The organism is Burkholderia sp. 9775_39, assembly GCF_015712225.1.
Classification (GTDB): Bacteria; Pseudomonadota; Gammaproteobacteria; order Burkholderiales; family Burkholderiaceae; genus Burkholderia; species Burkholderia cenocepacia.
This window is the reverse complement of sequence record NZ_JACCQC010000005.1, coordinates 1-17,926: the sequence shown is the minus strand read 5'-3', so window position 1 is coordinate 17,926 and position 17,926 is coordinate 1. Positions and strand designations below refer to the sequence as shown.

At 67.5% G+C, this 17,926-nt stretch carries 18 protein-coding genes and 1 riboswitch; of the genes, 8 read left to right on the top strand and 10 right to left on the bottom strand.

What is annotated here, in order from left to right:
* Nucleotides 1-237 precede the first annotated feature (237 nt).
* Nucleotides 238-1,590 carry a collagen-like triple helix repeat-containing protein gene (locus H0X90_RS08415; RefSeq protein ID WP_181365756.1) on the top strand — a complete coding sequence of 451 codons (1,353 nt, stop codon included), beginning with the start codon at nt 238-240 and terminating at the stop codon, nt 1,588-1,590.
* Between the two features lie 112 nt (nt 1,591-1,702).
* Here the strand turns inward: H0X90_RS08415 and H0X90_RS08410 are convergent, their stop codons facing one another.
* Nucleotides 1,703-2,164, bottom strand: coding sequence for an Lrp/AsnC family transcriptional regulator (locus tag H0X90_RS08410; RefSeq protein WP_006483067.1), 462 nt, complete (start codon nt 2,162-2,164; stop codon nt 1,703-1,705).
* Nucleotides 2,165-2,280: 116 nt separating this feature from the next.
* Here H0X90_RS08410 and H0X90_RS08405 point away from each other — a divergent pair, with 116 nt between their 5' ends.
* The gene (locus H0X90_RS08405) at nt 2,281-2,913 is read left to right on the top strand and encodes a LysE family translocator (RefSeq protein ID WP_077189428.1); all 633 of its coding nucleotides are present in this window, start codon (nt 2,281-2,283) and stop codon (nt 2,911-2,913) included.
* 57 nt (nt 2,914-2,970) lie between these two features.
* Here H0X90_RS08405 and H0X90_RS08400 read toward each other — a convergent pair whose 3' ends face one another.
* From H0X90_RS08400 to H0X90_RS08390, 3 genes are all read right to left on the bottom strand, one after another.
* Nucleotides 2,971-3,981, bottom strand: a complete 1,011-nt coding sequence (locus H0X90_RS08400) for an alpha/beta hydrolase (RefSeq protein WP_058903151.1) — start codon at nt 3,979-3,981, stop codon at nt 2,971-2,973.
* A gap of 22 nt (nt 3,982-4,003) precedes the next feature.
* A complete protein-coding gene (locus tag H0X90_RS08395) occupies nt 4,004-4,555 on the bottom strand; it encodes a TetR/AcrR family transcriptional regulator (protein WP_227745528.1) in 552 nt (183 codons plus the stop codon).
* Nucleotides 4,556-4,683: 128 nt separating this feature from the next.
* The gene (locus H0X90_RS08390; RefSeq protein ID WP_060263934.1) at nt 4,684-6,612 is read right to left on the bottom strand and encodes a TonB-dependent receptor; all 1,929 of its coding nucleotides are present in this window, start codon (nt 6,610-6,612) and stop codon (nt 4,684-4,686) included.
* Nucleotides 6,613-6,829: 217 nt separating this feature from the next.
* Nucleotides 6,830-7,023: riboswitch (cobalamin riboswitch) on the bottom strand.
* A gap of 412 nt (nt 7,024-7,435) precedes the next feature.
* On the opposite strand from H0X90_RS08390, the gene H0X90_RS08385 reads away from it, so the two are divergent.
* Nucleotides 7,436-8,260, top strand: coding sequence for an SDR family NAD(P)-dependent oxidoreductase (locus tag H0X90_RS08385; protein ID WP_060263931.1), 825 nt, complete (start codon nt 7,436-7,438; stop codon nt 8,258-8,260).
* A 23-nt stretch (nt 8,261-8,283) separates the two neighbouring features.
* Here the strand turns inward: H0X90_RS08385 and H0X90_RS08380 are convergent, their stop codons facing one another.
* The 4 genes from H0X90_RS08380 to H0X90_RS08365 form a co-directional block, all read right to left on the bottom strand.
* Nucleotides 8,284-8,532: a hypothetical protein gene (locus tag H0X90_RS08380; RefSeq protein ID WP_006483063.1), complete on the bottom strand. Its 249-nt coding sequence runs from the start codon at nt 8,530-8,532 to the stop codon at nt 8,284-8,286.
* A 117-nt stretch (nt 8,533-8,649) separates the two neighbouring features.
* On the bottom strand, nt 8,650-9,624 hold the full coding sequence (locus H0X90_RS08375) for a threo-3-hydroxy-L-aspartate ammonia-lyase (RefSeq protein ID WP_006483053.1): 975 nt from the start codon (nt 9,622-9,624) through the stop codon (nt 8,650-8,652).
* 65 nt (nt 9,625-9,689) lie between these two features.
* Nucleotides 9,690-10,328 carry a transcriptional regulator gene (locus tag H0X90_RS08370; RefSeq protein WP_048988232.1) on the bottom strand — a complete coding sequence of 213 codons (639 nt, stop codon included), beginning with the start codon at nt 10,326-10,328 and terminating at the stop codon, nt 9,690-9,692.
* Nucleotides 10,325-10,846: a YbaK/prolyl-tRNA synthetase associated domain-containing protein gene (locus H0X90_RS08365; RefSeq protein ID WP_060263928.1), complete on the bottom strand. Its 522-nt coding sequence runs from the start codon at nt 10,844-10,846 to the stop codon at nt 10,325-10,327. Before H0X90_RS08365 ends, H0X90_RS08370 begins: the two co-directional genes overlap by 4 nt.
* A gap of 405 nt (nt 10,847-11,251) precedes the next feature.
* Here H0X90_RS08365 and H0X90_RS08360 point away from each other — a divergent pair, with 405 nt between their 5' ends.
* Nucleotides 11,252-12,835 carry an isocitrate lyase gene (locus H0X90_RS08360; protein ID WP_006483004.1) on the top strand — a complete coding sequence of 528 codons (1,584 nt, stop codon included), beginning with the start codon at nt 11,252-11,254 and terminating at the stop codon, nt 12,833-12,835.
* A gap of 72 nt (nt 12,836-12,907) precedes the next feature.
* On the opposite strand, the gene H0X90_RS08355 is transcribed toward H0X90_RS08360, so the two are convergent.
* On the bottom strand, nt 12,908-13,624 hold the full coding sequence (locus H0X90_RS08355; protein WP_048988234.1) for an EthD domain-containing protein: 717 nt from the start codon (nt 13,622-13,624) through the stop codon (nt 12,908-12,910).
* 52 nt (nt 13,625-13,676) lie between these two features.
* The gene (locus H0X90_RS08350) at nt 13,677-14,189 is read right to left on the bottom strand and encodes a nuclear transport factor 2 family protein (protein WP_006494806.1); all 513 of its coding nucleotides are present in this window, start codon (nt 14,187-14,189) and stop codon (nt 13,677-13,679) included.
* A gap of 212 nt (nt 14,190-14,401) precedes the next feature.
* Between H0X90_RS08350 and H0X90_RS08345 the strand changes: the two genes are divergently transcribed.
* The 4 genes from H0X90_RS08345 (at nt 14,402) to H0X90_RS08330 (ending at nt 17,427) form a co-directional block, all read left to right on the top strand.
* Nucleotides 14,402-14,902, top strand: a complete 501-nt coding sequence (locus tag H0X90_RS08345) for a nuclear transport factor 2 family protein (RefSeq protein ID WP_006483068.1) — start codon at nt 14,402-14,404, stop codon at nt 14,900-14,902.
* 26 nt (nt 14,903-14,928) lie between these two features.
* Nucleotides 14,929-15,795 carry an SDR family NAD(P)-dependent oxidoreductase gene (locus H0X90_RS08340; RefSeq protein ID WP_060211140.1) on the top strand — a complete coding sequence of 289 codons (867 nt, stop codon included), beginning with the start codon at nt 14,929-14,931 and terminating at the stop codon, nt 15,793-15,795.
* Nucleotides 15,796-15,805: 10 nt separating this feature from the next.
* Complete coding sequence (locus H0X90_RS08335; protein WP_006483036.1) at nt 15,806-16,561, top strand: SDR family NAD(P)-dependent oxidoreductase; 756 nt, start codon at nt 15,806-15,808, stop codon at nt 16,559-16,561.
* Nucleotides 16,562-16,650: 89 nt separating this feature from the next.
* Nucleotides 16,651-17,427, top strand: coding sequence for a glucose 1-dehydrogenase (locus H0X90_RS08330; RefSeq protein WP_062885537.1), 777 nt, complete (start codon nt 16,651-16,653; stop codon nt 17,425-17,427).
* Nucleotides 17,428-17,926 lie beyond the last annotated feature (499 nt).

The window sequence follows — 17,926 nt, the reverse complement described above, 5'->3', positions numbered from 1 at the left end:
TGCTGCCGGTTTTTCCCGGTCGGTGCTACGTAACGCGGGGCCGGTGTTACGTCAGCGCGATCGGAATGCCAGGACGGGACGCGCCGCGACGCACGATCCGCACGCGATGTGCCGTGACGCGCAGTGCGGCCCGGACCGCGATCGAAAGGCGATCGTGACAATGTGAAGGAGGCCCACGGAGATGGCACGCTAGATGCTTGTTGACGTGATCGAGCTGAATAGCGAACGGGGGCTTCCATGCACAATCACTTCACCAAGGCGAACGTTTCACTCGCCGCCATTGCCACTGCGTGTGCGCTCGCGGCGTGCGGCGGCGGTGACATTACGGCGCCGACGCTGGCCGGCAACACCATCGGGACGAGTACGAGCGGGACGAACGGAACCGGTGGTACGAGCGGGACCAGCGGGACGAGCGGGACGAGCGGGACGAGCGGGACGAGCGGGACGAGCGGGACGAGCGGGACGAGCGGGACGAGCGGCACAAGCGGGACGAGCGGCACAAGCGGGACGAGCGGCACAAGCGGCACCAGTGGCACGAGCGGCACCAGTGGCACGAGCGGGACCAGTGGCACAAGCGGAACCAGTGGCACAAGCGGAACCAGTGGCACAAGCGGAACCAGCGGCACGAGCGGAACCAGCGGCACAAGCGGCACAAGCGGAACCAGTGGCACAAGCGGAACCAGTGGCACAAGCGGAACCAGCGGCACGAGTGGAACCAGCGGTACACCCGGCACCAACGGCATCATCAGTTCCGTCGGCGCAGTCGTGCTGGCCGCGGGCTCGACGCTCGGCGACGTGACACTGCCCGGCGTCGGCAAGACCATGACGGCCGGGCCGGCCGACACGGTCACCGGCGTCGGCACGCTCATCCGCGACACGACGAATGCCGTGAGCAACGGTATCGGCCAGATCGGCTTCACGCCGAACCCGGTCGGCACGACGGTGACGGGCCTCGGCACCCTCGTCGGCTCGACCAGCAACCCGGTCAACGGTCTCAGCGAAACGGTGAAGGCGCTCGGCTCCGGCCCGCTGTCGCCGCTCGCGCCGATTACGACGCCCGTCGGCGGTCTACTCGACACGGTGGCCGGCGGCCTGAAGTCGGGCGGCACCATGCTCGGCTCGGCCCTGTCGTCAGGCCCGGTCCAGCAGGCGACGCAGGCGCTCAGCACGGCGATCACGCCGCTCGTGACGACGGCCGGTCAGCTCACGCAGCAGGCCGGCACCGCAACTGGCCTCGGGCAGCCGGTCGCGGGCCTGCTCGGGCAGGTCGGCGGAGCGATCACGTCGGCCGGATGGAAGGTGACGTCCACGTCGCCGCAGCCGATCGTCGGCGCGGTCGGCGGTCTCGTCCGGGCGGTCGGCAACACGGTGACCAATGCGGGCGGCCTCGTGAACCCGAGCGGCCCGAACGGCGCGGTGCCGGTCGCCGGTCTGGTGACGAGCGTGGTCGGCGGCATACCGGCGACCGTGCACGGTGGCGCCGAGACTGGTGCGAGCGGCGGCGGCTCGCCGCTGGGCGCGCTCGCCAACCCGCTCGCGCCGGTGACGTCGCTGGTGGGTGGCCTGCTCGGCGGCGCGGTCGGCAAATAGCCGGCTCGTGCCGATCGCCATGCGGGAACCCGGCCGCATGACCGGAGACGACGGCCATCGGTCGTCTTCGGTCCCGGCCGGGACCGGCGATGGAGCCTGAAACCGCGGCCCGCTACCTGCGCGTGTCGCCGGGCTTCGACGGCGGCCGTGCGAGCCCGCGCGCCGGCAGCGGCGTCGACATCACGATCGACGTGCGCGTTTCGCCGTACAGGTTGATGCGTTCGATCAGTTGTTCGAGATGAGCCATGCTGACGGCGACCAACCGCATCACGTACGAATCCGCCCCCGTCACGTGATGGCATTCGACGACTTCGGGAATCGTCTCCAGCAGCTTCAGGAACTTCGCTTTCGCCGGTTGCTGCACCGTGATGCCGATCAGCGCGCTCACCGGATAGCCTGCCGCGGACGGGTTGATCCGCGCGGTGTAGCCCTCGACCACGCCGGCTGCTTCAAGGCGCTTCACGCGTTCCGTCACCGCCGGCACCGACAGGTGGACCTGGCGCGCGAGCTCCGTATAGCTGATGCGTCCGTTGTCCTGCAACAGCGCCAGTATCTTCCAGTCCAGATCGTCCATCGCGGCGGGCGTTTTTAAGGTGGAGTGCCTATTTTTCCTTAAAAACCGTATTCAGCGGGGGCCGGACTTTCCCTACGATGCCTGTTCGATCCACTGGATGCTGCAAGGAGCAGGCGATGCTGTTCATCAAATCCGTCGTGATGGGGTGGTCGATCGCGGCGCCGGTCGGCCCGATCGGCATGCTGTGCATTCAGCGCAGCCTGAGCCGCGGCTTCCAGGCGGGATTCGCGACGGGCGTCGGCGCCGCATGCGCCGACGCGATTTACGGCCTGCTCGGCGCGCTGGGCGTTGCGGGCCTCGTCACCGCGTTCCCGATGCTGACCGTCGCCCTGAAAATCGGCGGCGGCGCGTTTCTCGTCTGGCTCGCGTGGACCATCGCGCGCCAGGCGCCGGCCGCGCCGGCGGGGCAACGCGAGCTGCCGCGTACGACGGTCCTGCGCGATTTCCTGACGACGTTCGGCCTCACGCTGTCGAACCCGATGACGATCGTGTCGTTCGTCGGGATCTTCGCGGCGCTCGGCCCGCTGCCGGGCACGCAGGAAGGCGCGATGGGGGCCACCGTCGGATCGATGGTCGCCGGCGTGTTCATCGGTTCGGCCATGTGGTGGCTGTGCCTGAGCAGCGCGAGCGCCGCGCTGCGCACGAGGCTGTCGTTCGGGTTCATGCACGGGCTGTCGCGCGTGTCGGCGGCGATCGTCGCGGGATTCGGCGCGATCCAGCTGGTCGCGGGCGTGCGCGGACTGATCTAGACGCGCGGGGCAGCGCAGCGATCCCGGCCGATGCCGATGTCGTTGCCGGGTGCGTTTCTATTCATCGCCGGCTCCATTCGATGCGTGCAGGTGCGCGTGCACGAAGCGCGCGATTTCCTGGCTCAGCTCGATATCCTCCGGCGCGCCCATGAATCCGCCGTGCGGCATCCCCTCGAACACGTGCAGCTCGGTCGGCACCTGCGCGCGTCGCAACGCGCGATGCAGGCGCACGGCGTTCGACAGGAACAGGTCGCGCGTGCCGCTCTGGATGAAGGTCGGCGGGAAGCCGGCGGCGAAATCGCCGAACAGCGGCGACAGGTACGGATGCGCGAGATCGGCGCCGTTCGCGTAGAGCAGATTGTTCGCCATCAGCGGCCCCGGCAACACGACGTCGACCAGGCGGTTGGTCTCGAAGCTGTCGCCGGATTCGGTCAGGTCGGCTTCCGGAGACAGCAGCACGAGCGCGGCCGGCAGCGGCAGGCCCTCGTCGCGGGCGCGCAGCACCATCGCGGCGGCGAGATTGCCGCCGGCCGAACGGCCGCCGATGACGACGTGTTCCGGTGCGTAGCGCTCCAGCACGTAGGCATAGGTCGCGATGCAGTCGTCGAGCGCGGCCGGATACGGATGCTCGGGCGGCATCCGGTAGTCGACGCCGTAGCAGCGCACGCCGAGCCGGTCGGCCTGCATCTGCGCGCCGGCACGGCACGCGGCGCCACCGCCGACGACCAGCGCGCCGCCGTGCAGGTCGATGGTCGCATAGGCGCTGGAAGCCTCGGCTTCCGGTGTCGCGACATGCACGTCCGCATCGCCGACGCGGATCGTCTCGACGCTCGAACGCAGATAGCCGGCGAGCTGCTCGACCGCGGCCGCGTAATGTGCGTCGGCGCTGGCCTTCACGCGCATCCACGCGTCGATATCGTCCGGGGCCGGCATCACGTGCAACGCGTTCAGCGGCACGCCGTCGTCGCCGGTCAGGCGTTGCAGCGCGGCGCGTGCTTCGTCGCTGATCGAGGTCGGGAAGGGAACGACACGGCTCGGCAGTACGACGCCGTCGGGTTTGTCTTTCATCGCTCGGGTTCCGTTCGGTGCGTCAGGCGGCCGACGGCCAGTGACGCAGCATCACGTCGAGCGCATCGAGGCTGCGCGACCACGACGCGTCGGAATCCGGCGCGCTGTGCGAGAAGCCGCCGGCGCTTTCGAGCGTCACGTAGCCCATGAAGAAGCCGCCGAGCAGGCGGATCGCATGCGCCTGTTCGGTTTCCGGCAGGTCGTAGCCGCGCAGCACCACCGACGTCATCCTGACGAGCTGCCCGCCCGCGCTCTCGGCGGCCCGTTCGGCGCTCACCGGATGGCGCGCGGCCGCAAAGCGGCCCGGATGCGCCCGCGCGTAGTCGCGATAGACGTTCGCGAGCGCGGCCAGCGCGTCCTTGCCGGTGCGGCCGGCCAGCGCGTCGGTGGCGCGATCGGCCAGCTCCTGCAGCGCGAACAGCGCGATCCGGCTCTTCAGATCGTCGAAGCTCGGGATATGGGAATACAGGCTCGCCAGCTTGACGTCGAAATGCCGCGCGAGCGCCGCGCCGGTGAGCAGCTCGAAGCCGGTTTCATCGGCGAGCCGCGCGCCGGCTTCGACGAGCTTGTCCACGGTAATGCCGGCACGCGCCATGACGAATGCTATGCGGATTAGTCAAAAAACTAATTCTATTAGGTTTGGCCGCGATGTCAATTTTCCGCGCGTGCCGGCGTGGCGCTTCATGCGGATGCGTGAGCTCGTCAGAACGTATAGCTGACCTTGCCGAACGCGGTGCGCCCGAGCGTGTTGTAGCCGTACGCGGTCATGTACTGCCGGTCGAACAGGTTCGACAGCGACGCCGACACGGTCAGGTGCGAATTGATCCGGTACGACGCGCGCAGGCTCACCGTCAGGTACGACGCCAGATACTGCCGGTTGGCCGGATCGTCGAACGTCGAACCGCCGTACAGCAGCGACGCGCCCGTGCTCAGCGCGTGCAGCTTCAATTCGTCCCACGTGTGGTCGACGCTCAGGCTGACCGTCTGGCGCGGCCGGCGGCTGAGCCAGGTCTGGTTGGTCTCGTCCTGCGGATTCAGGATGCCGACCGCGATGCTCACCGGCGTTGAACGGCCGATCGTCCCCTTGTACGACAGGTCGATGCCGCGAATGTGCGAACGGCCGATGTTCATCGGCGAGAACGTTGCCGGGTTGTAGGCGATCAGGTTGTTGACGCGCGTATCGTAGATCGCCGCGGTGAAGGTGCCGTACGCCGTGTTCGCGTCGAGCGCGGCCTCGACCGACGTGCTGCGTTCCGGGCTGAGGCTCGGATTGCCGTAGCCGGGATAGTACAGGTCGTTGAACGTCGGCAGGCGGAATGCATTGCCGTACGACACGCGCGCCGTGTAGACCGGCGTGATCGCCCACGACAGCGCGGCGTTGCCGGTGTTCACCGCTTGCCCGGCGACGATCTCGTGACGACCCGCGACGAACATCGTCACGCTGCCGAGCGTCGCCGACTGGTGCAGCGAGAACGCGGAATCGTTGCGCGTCGGTACGCCACCGGGAATGTCGACCGGCAGGAACGCCTGTTCGCGCGTGAAATCGTAGGCGAGCTTCGATTCGCCCGACAGCGGCAGGCCGAACAGATGAAATCCGTGCGCCTGATGGGTCAGCGACGTCGACGTGCTGATGCGTTGCGAATTGATCTGGTCCGTCGCGAGGGCTGGGTTGTCCGCGTAGATGAACTGGCGGTCGTTCGCATAACCGAACGACTGGTCGAATTGCGTATCGGGCGTGATGTCGAGATGGAACGCGACGCCGGTCGTCAGCTGGTGATCGAGCTCGCGATTCGCGTAGCCGCTGTTGTCGTAGGACAGGTCGGAGCGGTGGTACAGCGCGAACGTCGAGAGCGACCAGTTGTCGCGCGCATAGCCGAGCCGCGCGTCGAGATCCTGCGCGTGATACGGATTGCGGCCGTCTTCGTGACCGTAGAAGAACGGCCGCGTCGCGTCGATGCCGGCCGTGTTGTAGTCGTGCAGCCCGAGCGAATAGGTGAGCCCGCCGAGCGCGGCCAGCGGTCCCGTCGACGGCACCGTGCCCGACGTGCGGAACCGCGTGTCGAACGTCTTGTTCGTGCCGCCGCCGAACGACACGGTGGTCTGGTTCGGCTGTTGGGCGGCGCGGCGCGTGAAGAGTTGCACGACGCCGCCCATCGCGTTGTTGCCGAACGACGCGGCGGCCGGCCCGGAGATCACCTCGACGCGCTCGAACGCGTCGGTCGGCAGGTCGGCCCACGGCGCGATGCCGGTGGTCGGCGAGCCGATCCGGATGCCGTCGATGAACACGGCGACCTGGCTCGCCGACGAACCGCGGATGCTGACCGACGCGGACGAGCCGGGCCCGCCGTTCTGCGCGACGGTCACGCCCGGCAGCGTCGCGAGCGCCTGCGTGATGCTCGGGTCGGCCGGCGACAGCCGGTCGAGATCGTCGCGCGTGAGCACCTGGGTCGACGCGTAGCGCCGGTCGAACGATTCGGGCAGGTGCCGCGTGTCGGTCACGCTGATCGTCGGCAGGTCCGCCCCTTCCGCGGGCCCGGCGGGCTGCGCAGGCGCCGTGTCGCCGGCCGCATGGGCGAGCGGGGAAAGCAGCGCGGTGGCGGCGGACGTGGCGAGCAGGTGACGAAGGTTCATGAGACGGCGGGACAAAGCGAGTAGCGGGTACGGCGATCGTGAGCGGAGGGCGGACGAGCAACGGATGCCGACGGCGTGTCGGTGCGACGCTTCCGGCCGGGAAGCGGATTCGGGAACGATGGACATCTGGTGGATCCTGAGGTCGGGTCGTCCATGCAACGGGCGACCACCCGGGGGCGGTGCCTGGCGCATCGGGACACCCCGCCCGGTGCGGCTGCCTGGACCTCGGGTCGATGGCAGGTCTCCTGGCTCGCGGGTCGTCATCCGTGTGGGCCTTCCCGGTTTCCCAGTGGCATGCGGTGGCACGGATTCGCCGCTCACAGTTGCGGGGGCAGCCGCAGATTCGAGGCGTTGCCTCGCCTGCGTTCCCTTTTGATCCCGTCTCCGGGAACCATCAGCGCGCAAGGGTAATGGCGTGCGCTCGGGCACGTCAATCGTCCGGCTGCCTGCGGATGCGAAAAAACGTCATTGTCCGGCGTCAGCTTTCCGGATCCTTTCGTTTCATGCGCGCGGGCCGTGCGTCTGGTCTGACGAAACGGGGCGAGCGCGTGCCCTCGAGCCGGAACCGGCTCGGCGCGTTGCGCGGGCCGCGCTTCCCTCGACAGTTTCCCGTTCGAACCTGCCGCTCGCGTGCGCGATCTCGTTCAAACGGGCGAGGCGGAACCCGGGCGCGTATTGCACCGTGTGGATATCGCGGGTTCGAGCTGAACGGCCCGCACTCGATGACAGGAGACATCATGACCGACACCCGAAGCCGGTTCCTCGCCGGCCAGTGCACGCTCGCGCAGCGCCGCGCATCCGACCCGACAGGACGTTGACCGACATGACCGATTCGATTCGCTTCGACGGCGGCACCGCCGTGATTACCGGCGCGGCCAGCGGCATCGGCAGCGGGCTGGCGCGCCACGCGGCCGCGCTCGGCATGCGTGTCGTACTGGCCGATCTCGATCCGGCGAAACTCGACGCGTTCGCCGCGACGCTCGACACCGACGTGCTGTGCGTGCCGACCGACGTCAGCCGGCCGGAAGCCGTCGACGCGCTGGCCGAAGCCGCATGGCGGCGCTTCGGCGGCGTCGACCTGCTGTTCAACAACGCGGGCGTGATGGCGACCGGCTTCAGTTGGGAAATCACGCCGGAGCGCTTCGAGCGCAGCTTCGCGATCAACGTGCACGGCGTGCTGAACGGGATTCGCAGCTTCGTGCCGCGCATGCTCGAACGCAACGCGCCGGCGCGGGTCGTGAACACCGCATCGGTCGGCGGCTTCCTGCCGAGCCCGCTGATGTCGCCGTATTCGGCGACGAAATTCGCGGTGGTCGCGCTGACGGAATCGCTGTACGGCGAACTGAAGATGCTCGGCGCACCGGTCGGCGTGTCGCTGCTCGCGCCGGGGCCCGTGCTGTCGGGCATCTTCAACGATCCGTTCGCCGCCGCGCACGACCGGCCCGAGGTGCGCGGTTTCGTCGACACGATGCGCACGATGCTGAACGCACACGGGCTCACGCCCGACGCGTTCGCCGAGCGGGTATTCGACGGTATTCGCGCCGGGCGCTACTGGCTGATTCCGCAACCGGAGACGCTCGACGGCGCGCTGCAGCGGCGCACCGACGACATCCTCGCCGCCCGCGATCCGTCGCTGCCGTCGTTCTGAATGCCGGCGGCCGGCGCGTGTCGTTACATATGCGTGCCGGCGTGCGTGCGGCCGCCCGGGTCGCCGCCGCGATCGGGCGGCGTATTGTTCTGATCGATCTTCGCGAACACGAAGCCGACGGGCGGCAACGCGGCGGGCGAACGGTGCGTCGCTTGCGCGACTGCGGGGGCCGGCGATGCGGCGGGAAAACCGGATGACGTCACGCCCGGTTGAGCGAACGCCGACAGGGAAGCGGCCGCCAGGGCGGCGGCGACGATCGCGTGCGTATTCATGGCGACTCCTTCACGACTGACTTCAGGACGACGTAATCAGTCTAGGGCGCGAAACTTAACGCGACGTGAAGGGTCGGCGGCGCGCGCATGACAGGATCTTCATGCGCGCCGCGACGGTCAGGCCGGTGCCGACACCAGCGCGCAGAAGTTCTCGAGATCGACGTTGCCGCCGCTGATCACCACGCCGACGCGCTTGCCCTGCAGCGCATCCTTCATCCGTCGCACGGCGGCGAACGACAGGCAGCCGGTCGGCTCGACGACGAGCTTCATGCGCGTGGCGAAGAAGCGCATGCAGTCGACCAGTTCCGCGTCCGTCGCGGTCAGGATGTCGTCGACGTCGCGGCGGAGGATCGGGAACGTCAGGTTGCCGAGGTGCTGCGTCTGAGCGCCATCGGCGATCGTGCGCGGCGTGTCGATGTGTACGATCGTGCCGGACCGGAACGATTGCTGGGCGTCGTTGCCGGCTTCGGGCTCGACGCCGTACAGCTTCGCGTGCGGCGACAGCGCCCGCGTGGCGAGCGCGGTGCCCGACAGCAGGCCGCCGCCGCCGAGCGGCGTGAATACCGCGTCGAGCGGGCCGACTTCGTCGAACAGTTCCTTGGCCGCGGTGCCCTGGCCGGCGATCACGTCCGGGTGATCGTAGGGCGGAACCAGCGTGAGCCCGTGCTTCTCCGCGAGCTCGCGTCCGATCTGCTCGCGATCCTCGGTGTAGCGGTCGTAGGTCACGACGTTGCCGCCGTAGCCGCGCGTCGCGGCCATCTTCGCGGCCGGTGCGTCCTGCGGCATCACGATCGTCGCCGGAATGCCGAGGATGCGCGCCGACAGCGCGATCGCCTGCGCATGGTTGCCCGACGAGAACGCGACGACGCCGTGCCGGCGCTGTTCCGCGCTGAAGCGCGACAGTGCATTGAACGCGCCGCGGAACTTGAAGGCGCCCATCCGCTGCAGGTTCTCGCACTTGAAGAACACCTGCGCGCCGAGCGCGTCGTCGATCGTCCGCGACGTCATCACCGGCGTGCGGTGCGCATGGCCTTCGAGCCGGGCCGCGGCGGCGGCAACGTCGTCGTACGTGGGGAGAGTCGGAGAGTTCATGGTCGCTAGAGGTCGAAAAGGTCAGTCAACGGGAAATTCGAAACGGGACGGCAGGGCGCGCGGCGTCACTTCGCATCGTTGTAGACGGTGGCGCGCGAGACGCCGAGATGCTGCGACACGATTTCCATCGCGCGGCGCACTTCGAGGAAGCCGTCGGCCTTCAGCGTCTGCATCAGCTCGCGGCGCTGGTCGGTCTTCAGCTCGCGCGGCGTCGTCGCGAGGCGCGTCGCGAACGCGTCGATGCGCTGCCGGATCGCGTCCGCGCCGGCCGGGTCGAGCGTTTCGACGACGGTTTCGCCGTCCGTGCGGCAGAACTGGTTCAGCATGCCCTGGAAGCCGCGGAACAGCGTGACGTCGGCATTCAGGCACAGCGCGGCGACGTAGCGCCCGGTCGAATCCTTGATGCCGATCGACGTGCTTTTCGCGGTGCGGCCGTCGGCGAAGCGGTTCGGGTAGTTCGCGAGCACCTGCGGGAAATCGTCGTCGGCGATGCGGGCGAGGCCGAGCTCGGTCGCGGGATCGCCGACCGCGCGTCCGGACAGGTTGTTGTGGATCGCGAGGATCGCGTGCTCCGGCGTGCGCAGGTCGTGCACGACGACCTCGGTGAACGGCGCGAACATCGCGCCGAGCCCTTCGGCGATGCGCTGCACCTGCTCGATCAGCGAGGCCTGTTCCGACGGCCGTGGTGTGTCGTTCGTGCTCATGCGTGGTCCTGGGGAGCCGGGGTGTCCGTCGTTTCCGATCGCGTGATGTCGGCCAGCAGCGGGCGCGCGATCCGGACGTAGTCGGCCGAGTCGAGCACGACCGAGCGGTCGAGCCGGCCCGCGTTGAACGCGATCTCGTCATTGTGTTCGACCAGTGCGGGATCGACGACGAGCGTCACGTTCGAATCGAATGCGAACGGCGGCACGGCGCCCATCACGCAGCGCGTGACGGCGGCCGCGACGTCGGGCGACGCGAGCGTCGCCTTGCGCCGGCCGAGCGCATCGGCGACCTTGCGGAAGTCGATTTTCAGGTGGCCGGGAATCACCGCGAGCGCGGTGGCGGCGCCGCCATCCTTGAACGTGCAGAGCATCGCCTTCGCGCCCTGTTCGGGACGGGTGCCGCGCAGCGCGGCGATCGCGTCGGATTTGCCTTCCGCCGGATGCTCGAGCACGCGGAAACGCGCGCCGGCGGTATTCAGCAGTTCGCACAGCGTGTCGAAAACGGGCGAGTCGTTCATGTTGCTCCGGAGCAGGCAGGCCGGCGCGCCGATGCGCGCGGATCAAAGAATTGTCCAAGTATAGACGTTTTGTCATGGCCGTGACAAAGGGGGCGCGCTCGTCGTTGGCCGACCGCGGCCCAGGCATGTCGTTCTTCAGCAGCCGAAAGGGCGTTTCATATTGCGGGATACGCGCCGGATTCCTGTCGCCGCGTTTTACCGCCGCTTGAAACCGTGTTTTGCATCGCAAAAACGCCTGGCTATCTCATTGAAAAACAACAGAAATTTATATCTTATGTCTTATATAAGACTTGACTGAAATTTCGCTGGACGGGATTACTATTGAGTCCATGCAGTTCGCTTCGTCACACGCGGCGGGCACGCTGAACCCTTTACTCAAATGCGCTTCGTTCCCAGGAGATAGACATGTCCCAATATCAAGACGACATCAAGGCAGTGGCTGGTTTGAAGGAAAACCACGGCAGCGCGTGGAATGCCATCAGCCCCGAATATGCCGCCCGCATGCGTGCCCAGAACAAGTTCAAGACCGGCCTGGACATCGCGAAGTACACGGCGAAGATCATGCGCGCCGACATGGCCGCGTACGATGCCGATCCGTCCAAGTACACGCAGTCGCTGGGTTGCTGGCACGGTTTCATCGGCCAGCAGAAGATGATCTCCATCAAGAAGCACTTCAACAGCACCGAACGCCGCTACCTGTACCTGTCGGGCTGGATGGTCGCCGCGTTGCGCTCGGAGTTCGGCCCGCTGCCGGACCAGTCGATGCACGAAAAGACTTCGGTCAGCGCGCTGATCCGCGAGCTGTACACGTTCCTGCGCCAGGCCGACGCCCGTGAGCTGGGCGGCCTGTTCCGCGAACTGGATGCCGCGAAGGACGCGGCCGCCAAGGCCGCGATCCAGCAAAAGATCGACAACCACGTCACGCACGTCGTGCCGATCATCGCCGACATCGACGCCGGCTTCGGCAACGCGGAAGCGACCTACCTGCTGGCCAAGCAGTTCATCGAAGCGGGCGCGTGCTGCATCCAGATCGAAAACCAGGTGTCGGACGAGAAGCAGTGCGGCCACCAGGACGGCAAGGTCACGGTGCCGCACGAGGACTTCCTCGCGAAGATCCGCGCGATCCGCTACGCATTCCTGGAGCTGGGCGTGGACGACGGCATCATCGTCGCGCGTACCGATTCGCTGGGCGCCGGCCTGACCAAGCAGATCGCCGTGACGAACCAGCCGGGCGACCTGGGCGATCAATACAACTCGTTTCTCGATTGCGAGGAACTGTCGGCGGACCAACTGGGCAACGGTGACGTCGTCATCAAGCGCGACGGCAAGCTGCTGCGTCCGAAGCGCCTGCCGAGCAACCTGTTCCAGTTCCGCGCCGGCACGGGCGAAGCGCGTTGCGTGCTCGACTGCATCACGTCGCTGCAGAACGGCGCCGACCTGCTGTGGATCGAAACCGAAAAACCGCATATCGCACAGATCGGCGGCATGGTCAGCGAGATCCGCAAGGTGATCCCGAACGCGAAGCTGGTGTACAACAACAGCCCGTCGTTCAACTGGACGCTGAACTTCCGTCAGCAGGCGTACGACGCGATGAAGGCAGCGGGCAAGGACGTGTCGGCTTACGACCGCGCGCAGCTGATGAGCGTGGAATACGACGAGACCGAACTGGCGCAACTGGCCGACGAGAAGATCCGTACGTTCCAGGCCGATGCATCGCGTGAAGCAGGCATCTTCCATCACCTGATCACGCTGCCGACGTATCACACGGCCGCGCTGTCGACCGACAACCTGGCCAAGGAATACTTCGGCGACCAGGGCATGCTCGGCTACGTGGCCGGCGTGCAGCGCAAGGAAATCCGTCAGGGCATCGCCTGCGTGAAGCACCAGAACATGTCCGGTTCGGACATCGGTGACGATCACAAGGAATACTTCAGCGGCGAAGCGGCGCTGAAGGCCGCGGGCAAGGACAACACGATGAACCAGTTCTGATCGTCGTCCGACCCGAAGCACGAAGCCAGCCCCGCGGGGCTGGCTTTTTTTTGTCTGCCCGAGCCTGGCACGTCACCCGCGCACGGCCTTCACCACGTACTGGCTCGTCGGCACCACGTCGATCTTGTCGAAATCGATGAAGCGCCCGCAACTGTCCATCATCTCGGCCACGTTGCGCTGGAACTTCTCCTCGTCGCCGACCGCATCGAAAAACGCGTGCGGATCGGTCATCGCGGCGGCCGGGAAGCACTCCTCGACGATCGCGTCGTAGCCGGGCGCCGCATGCGTGAGCGCACGCACGACGACGTTCTGCACGTACAGGAAATTGTCCTGCGTATCGATCGCGACACGCGTGTGATGGCCGTGCCACACGTCGAGCCACGCTTCGTGCGTGAGGCGCGGCGGGCGCTTCAGGAATGCGAGCTGCGAGAAACCGGTCGTGCGCTCGCCGGGCCGCGCGGGAAAGCGCGTGTTCGGAATCGGCTGCGACTCGGTGACGAGATACGCGGCCATGTGCGGGACCACGGCGCGCACCGCGTCGTCGAACGGCTGGCGGAACATCGCGTTCGCGCTGTCGACCCATACCGCGACGATCCCGTCGATGCCCGGGTGCGTGTTGGTCTGCTTCAGGCCGGCGGCGGGCGCGACGTCGGCATCGGCGACGTTCACCTGCACGCCGTGCGCGCCGAGCGACAGCAGCCGGTCGGCGAGCTGCGCGCGTACGCCGCGGCTCCACTGATCGGGCGCGACCTGTGCATCGCGCCACAACACGTAAATGACTTTCTCCATGGTTCCGGCTCCGGAAAGGGAATGACGGGAGCGGCGGCGTGGCCGCCGCGGTTCAGGAAGCGGTTTCGGTCGATCCGGCCGCTCGATGCGCACCGGGGGCGAAGCGGTTCGCGGTCAGCGTGAACGACGGTGGAATCGGCGACGTGACGGTTTCGAACAACCGCTCGTGGCGCGTCGCATGAATGCGCCATACGCCGTCGCGCTTCACGTACTGGTCGTCGTAGAACGCGGTGCCGTGCAGCAGGTAGTCGTCGTCGAGATTGATCGCGTGATCCTCGAGAAACCAGATGCCGCATGCGTGCTCGGCCGACACCAGCGTGAGCTCCGGGTGATGGCCGTGATGCATCGTCAGGAAGGTCGGCTTGCCGATCAGTTCGCGCAGGCTCGACACGAAGGCGTCACGGCCGTCGTACGCATACCGGCCGCCATACAGCCGCGCCTCGCAATCCTCGGTCAGGCACGCCGCGAGCAGCGTCCAGTCGTGCGTGTCGACCGCGCGGAAATACCGGTATTTCAACTGACGGATCTGCTCGTATTCGTGGAGCGTGCGGGTCGTGTCGTCCATCGGCGTGTCTCGTGGTGATGTCGTTCGATGGTAGGGACGAGGCCGCCTGCATCACATCGTCTGTTCGGACGAAAGCCGCGTGCGCATGCGCGCGGCGCTGCTTCGACGAAGCGCCGGTTTCATCCGAACGGGTGATGGCCGGCGCAGCGCGCGGCGGTAACGTGGCATCGACGCGGCCTTCGAACCGCGCGGGCACCGAACAAGGAGACGGGATGACCCTCATCGAATCGCTCGAAACGCGCGTGCGCAGGCTCGAGGACGCCGATGCGATCCGCCGGCTGAAGGCGCGCTACTTCACGTGCTGCGACCGCAAGGATCCGCAGGGCATGCGCGACTGCTTCGTGGCCGGCCCCGTGCAGATCGATTACGGCCGGATCGGCACGTTCGACACGCGCGACGCGCTCGTCGACGTATTCGAGCGGCTTGGCTGCCATCCGCACATCGTTGAAATGCATCACGGCGTGAATCCCGACATCACCGTGATCGACGACACGCAGGCGCGCGGTACGTGGGGCCTGCATTACCAGATGATCGACACGCACGCGCGCACGCTCACGCAGCTCGGCGCGACCTACGACGACGTGTATCGCAAGGTCGACGGCGAATGGAAGATCGCGGCCACGCGCTGCGTGGTCACGTCGACGCTGTCGGCCCGCTACGAAGGCGACGCGCCGGGCGTGCTGTTCGCCGGTGCGCAGCCGCCGGCTGCGTGATGAACCTTCCACAGGAGACATCGAACATGACACAGAACCACGATGCGCCGGTTGCCGTCGTGACGGGCGCATCGCGCGGTGCCGGCAAGGGTATCGCGCGGGCGCTCGGTGCGGCCGGCATGACCGTCTACGTGACGGGCCGCTCGCAGCGCGAAGGCGATGCGCCGCTGCCCGGCACGATTCACGAGACCGCACGCGAGATCGACGCGCTCGGCGGCCGCGGGATCGCGGTGGCCTGCGACCACGCGGACGACGCACAGGTGAAGGCGCTGTTCGAACGTGTCGAGCGCGACGGCGGGCGGCTCGACATCCTCGTCAACAACGCGACCTACCTGCACGATCAATTGATCCTGCCCGGCCCGTTCTGGGAGAAATCGCTCGATCTGGTGAACATCCTCGACGTCGGGCTGCGCTCCGCGTACGTCGCGAGCTGGCACGCGGCGCCGCTGATGGCGAAGCGCCGCAGCGGGCTGATCGCGTTCACGTCGTCGTTCGGCGCGAGCTGCTACATGCACGGCGCGGCGTACGGCGCGCAGAAAACCGGCGTCGACAAGTTCGCGAAGGACATGGCCGTCGACCTGAAGCCCTTCGACGTCGCGGCCGTGTCGATCTGGATGGGGCCGCTGCGCACCGAGCGCACGACGCGCGTATGGGAAGAACATCCGGATCTGTACAAGGAGTTTTCGCTCGTCGCCGAAAGCCCGGAATTCACGGGCCGCGTGATTCATGCGATCCACGACGATCCGCGGCGCATGGCGCTGTCGGGGCAGGTGCTCGTCGGTGCGGAAGCCGCGTTGCAATACGGCATCGCCGATCTCGACGGCAAGCAGCCGCCGTCGTACCGCGAACTGCTCGGCGGGCCGGTGCAGGCCCATCCGGCGATCGTCGCCTAAAGGAGCACGCATGGGCATCCTGAACGGCAAGGTCGCGCTCGTCACGGGCGCGGGGCAGGGCGTCGGCCAGGGCGTCGCGCATGCGCTCGCCGCCGAAGGCGCGCACGTCGCGGTGGTCGGCCGCACGCGCGACAAGCTGCTCGCGACGTGCGAAGCGATCCGTGCGCGCGGCGGCCTGGCCGACGCGTTCGTTTGCGACGTGATGGACGCCGCGCAGATCGCGCGGTGCGTCGAGGCCGTCGTCGAGCGGTGCGGCGGCGTGCAGATCCTGATCAACAACGCGCAGGTCGTGCCGCTCGGCCGCCTGCTCGACGTGAGCGACGCGGATTTTCTGGCGGGACTCGAATCGGGGCCGATCGCGACGCTGCGGATGATGCGCGCGTGCCATCCGCATCTGAAGGGCGACGGCGTGATCGTCAACTTCGCGTCGTCGGCCGCGGTGCGCTGGGATGCGTCCGGTTACGGCGCGTATGCAGCGACCAAGGAGGCGATTCGTGCGCTGACGCGCGCTGCCGCATGTGAATGGGGCGCGGACGGCATCCGCGTGAACGCGGTCGCGCCGCATGCGTTGTCGCCGGGCCTGAAAGGCTGGATCGATGCGCATCCACAGGAAGCGGCCGCGTTCTTCCGCACGATCCCGCTCGGCCGCGTCGGCGATTGCGAGCAGGACATCGGGCGCGCGATCGTGTTTCTCGCGAGTCGCGACGCCGCGTATCTGACGGGCGCGACGCTGCCGCTCGACGGCGGACAGGCGTACTGGGGCTGACGTCGCACGGCGTGTGCCCATCATCAATTCGGCAGCCGCGCGCATGCGTGCGCAGCGCTGCCGGCAAACCGGAATCGAGAGAGGACGACATGGGTCGACTGGCAGGCAAGGTAGCGATCGTCACGGGCGGCGCGCGCGGCATGGGCGCCGCGACGTGCAGGCTGTTCGTCGAAGAGGGCGCTCGCGTGGTGATCGGCGACGTGCTCGACGCGGAAGGCGAAGCGCTCGCGCGCGAACTCGGCGACGCGGCGCGCTTCGTGCGGCTCGACGTGGCCGACGAAGCGAGCTGGGCGCGCGTGGCCGAGGCGGCCGTCGAGCAGTTCGGCCGCATCGACGTGCTCGTCAACAACGCGGCCGTGCTGGCGTTCGGCGGCATCACCGAGCTCTCGAAACGCGATTTCGAGCGGGCGGTGTCGATCAATCTGGTCGGCACGTTCGTCGGCATCCGCACGATCGCGCCGCGCATGATCGCGCAGCAGAGCGGATCGATCGTCAACATCTCGTCGGTGGACGGGCTGCGCGGCGTGAATGCGCTGGCCGCGTACGTGTCGAGCAAATGGGGGGTGCGTGGGTTGACGAAGGTCGCCGCGCTCGAGCTCGGTCACCAGGGTGTGCGCGTGAATTCCGTCCATCCGGGCGGCGTGAACACCGCGATGTCGAACCCGACCGGCGCGCCGCTCGAGGAAATCAACCGGCACTATGCGAACGTGCCGCTGCAGCGCGTCGGCTTGCCCGACGAGATCGCGCGCGCGACGCTGTTCCTCGCGAGCGACGAAGCGTCGTACTGCAACGGTGCGGAACTGGCCGTCGACGGCGGGATGGCGGCGGGCGCGTATTACCCCGGATTGCCTGGCGCACCGTTTTGAGCGGGGACGTGTGGCGGGCATTCAAACAGGATGTTTGTGTACGCAACCTAATTCAGGGTTTGCCTGAGTAGCGAAAACGCGAATTCGCGCGGCGCGCGTTTGCGTCGCGAGTACGCACGAGCGGCAGGGTGAAATTGCCGCTCGTGCGAAACCCTTGCGGGGCGGCCGTCGCGGCCGTTTCGTCCCCAAAGCCCGTGCGACCACGCCTGTAAAAAGGACCTGTCTGCAACGCGCATGCCGGCGCGCCGTCACAGTTGTTTCTTGTTGCAACGCAACGCCCGCCCAATAACGGCGATGGTATGCTGGCCGGCATGGAGTTGTATGGCAGGTTGCTTGCATGGCGAAACTCGCGTTCGCACCCTCTAACGAGACTTCACCTTCTCTCGCACGCATCGCGGCATCGACGCGCGCTCCGCTCGCGCGTCCCGTCCTGCGCGCCGCATCCTCCTGCGCTCCGCACGCATTCCCCATCTCGCGGGCTCGCCCCGCATCCCCCATC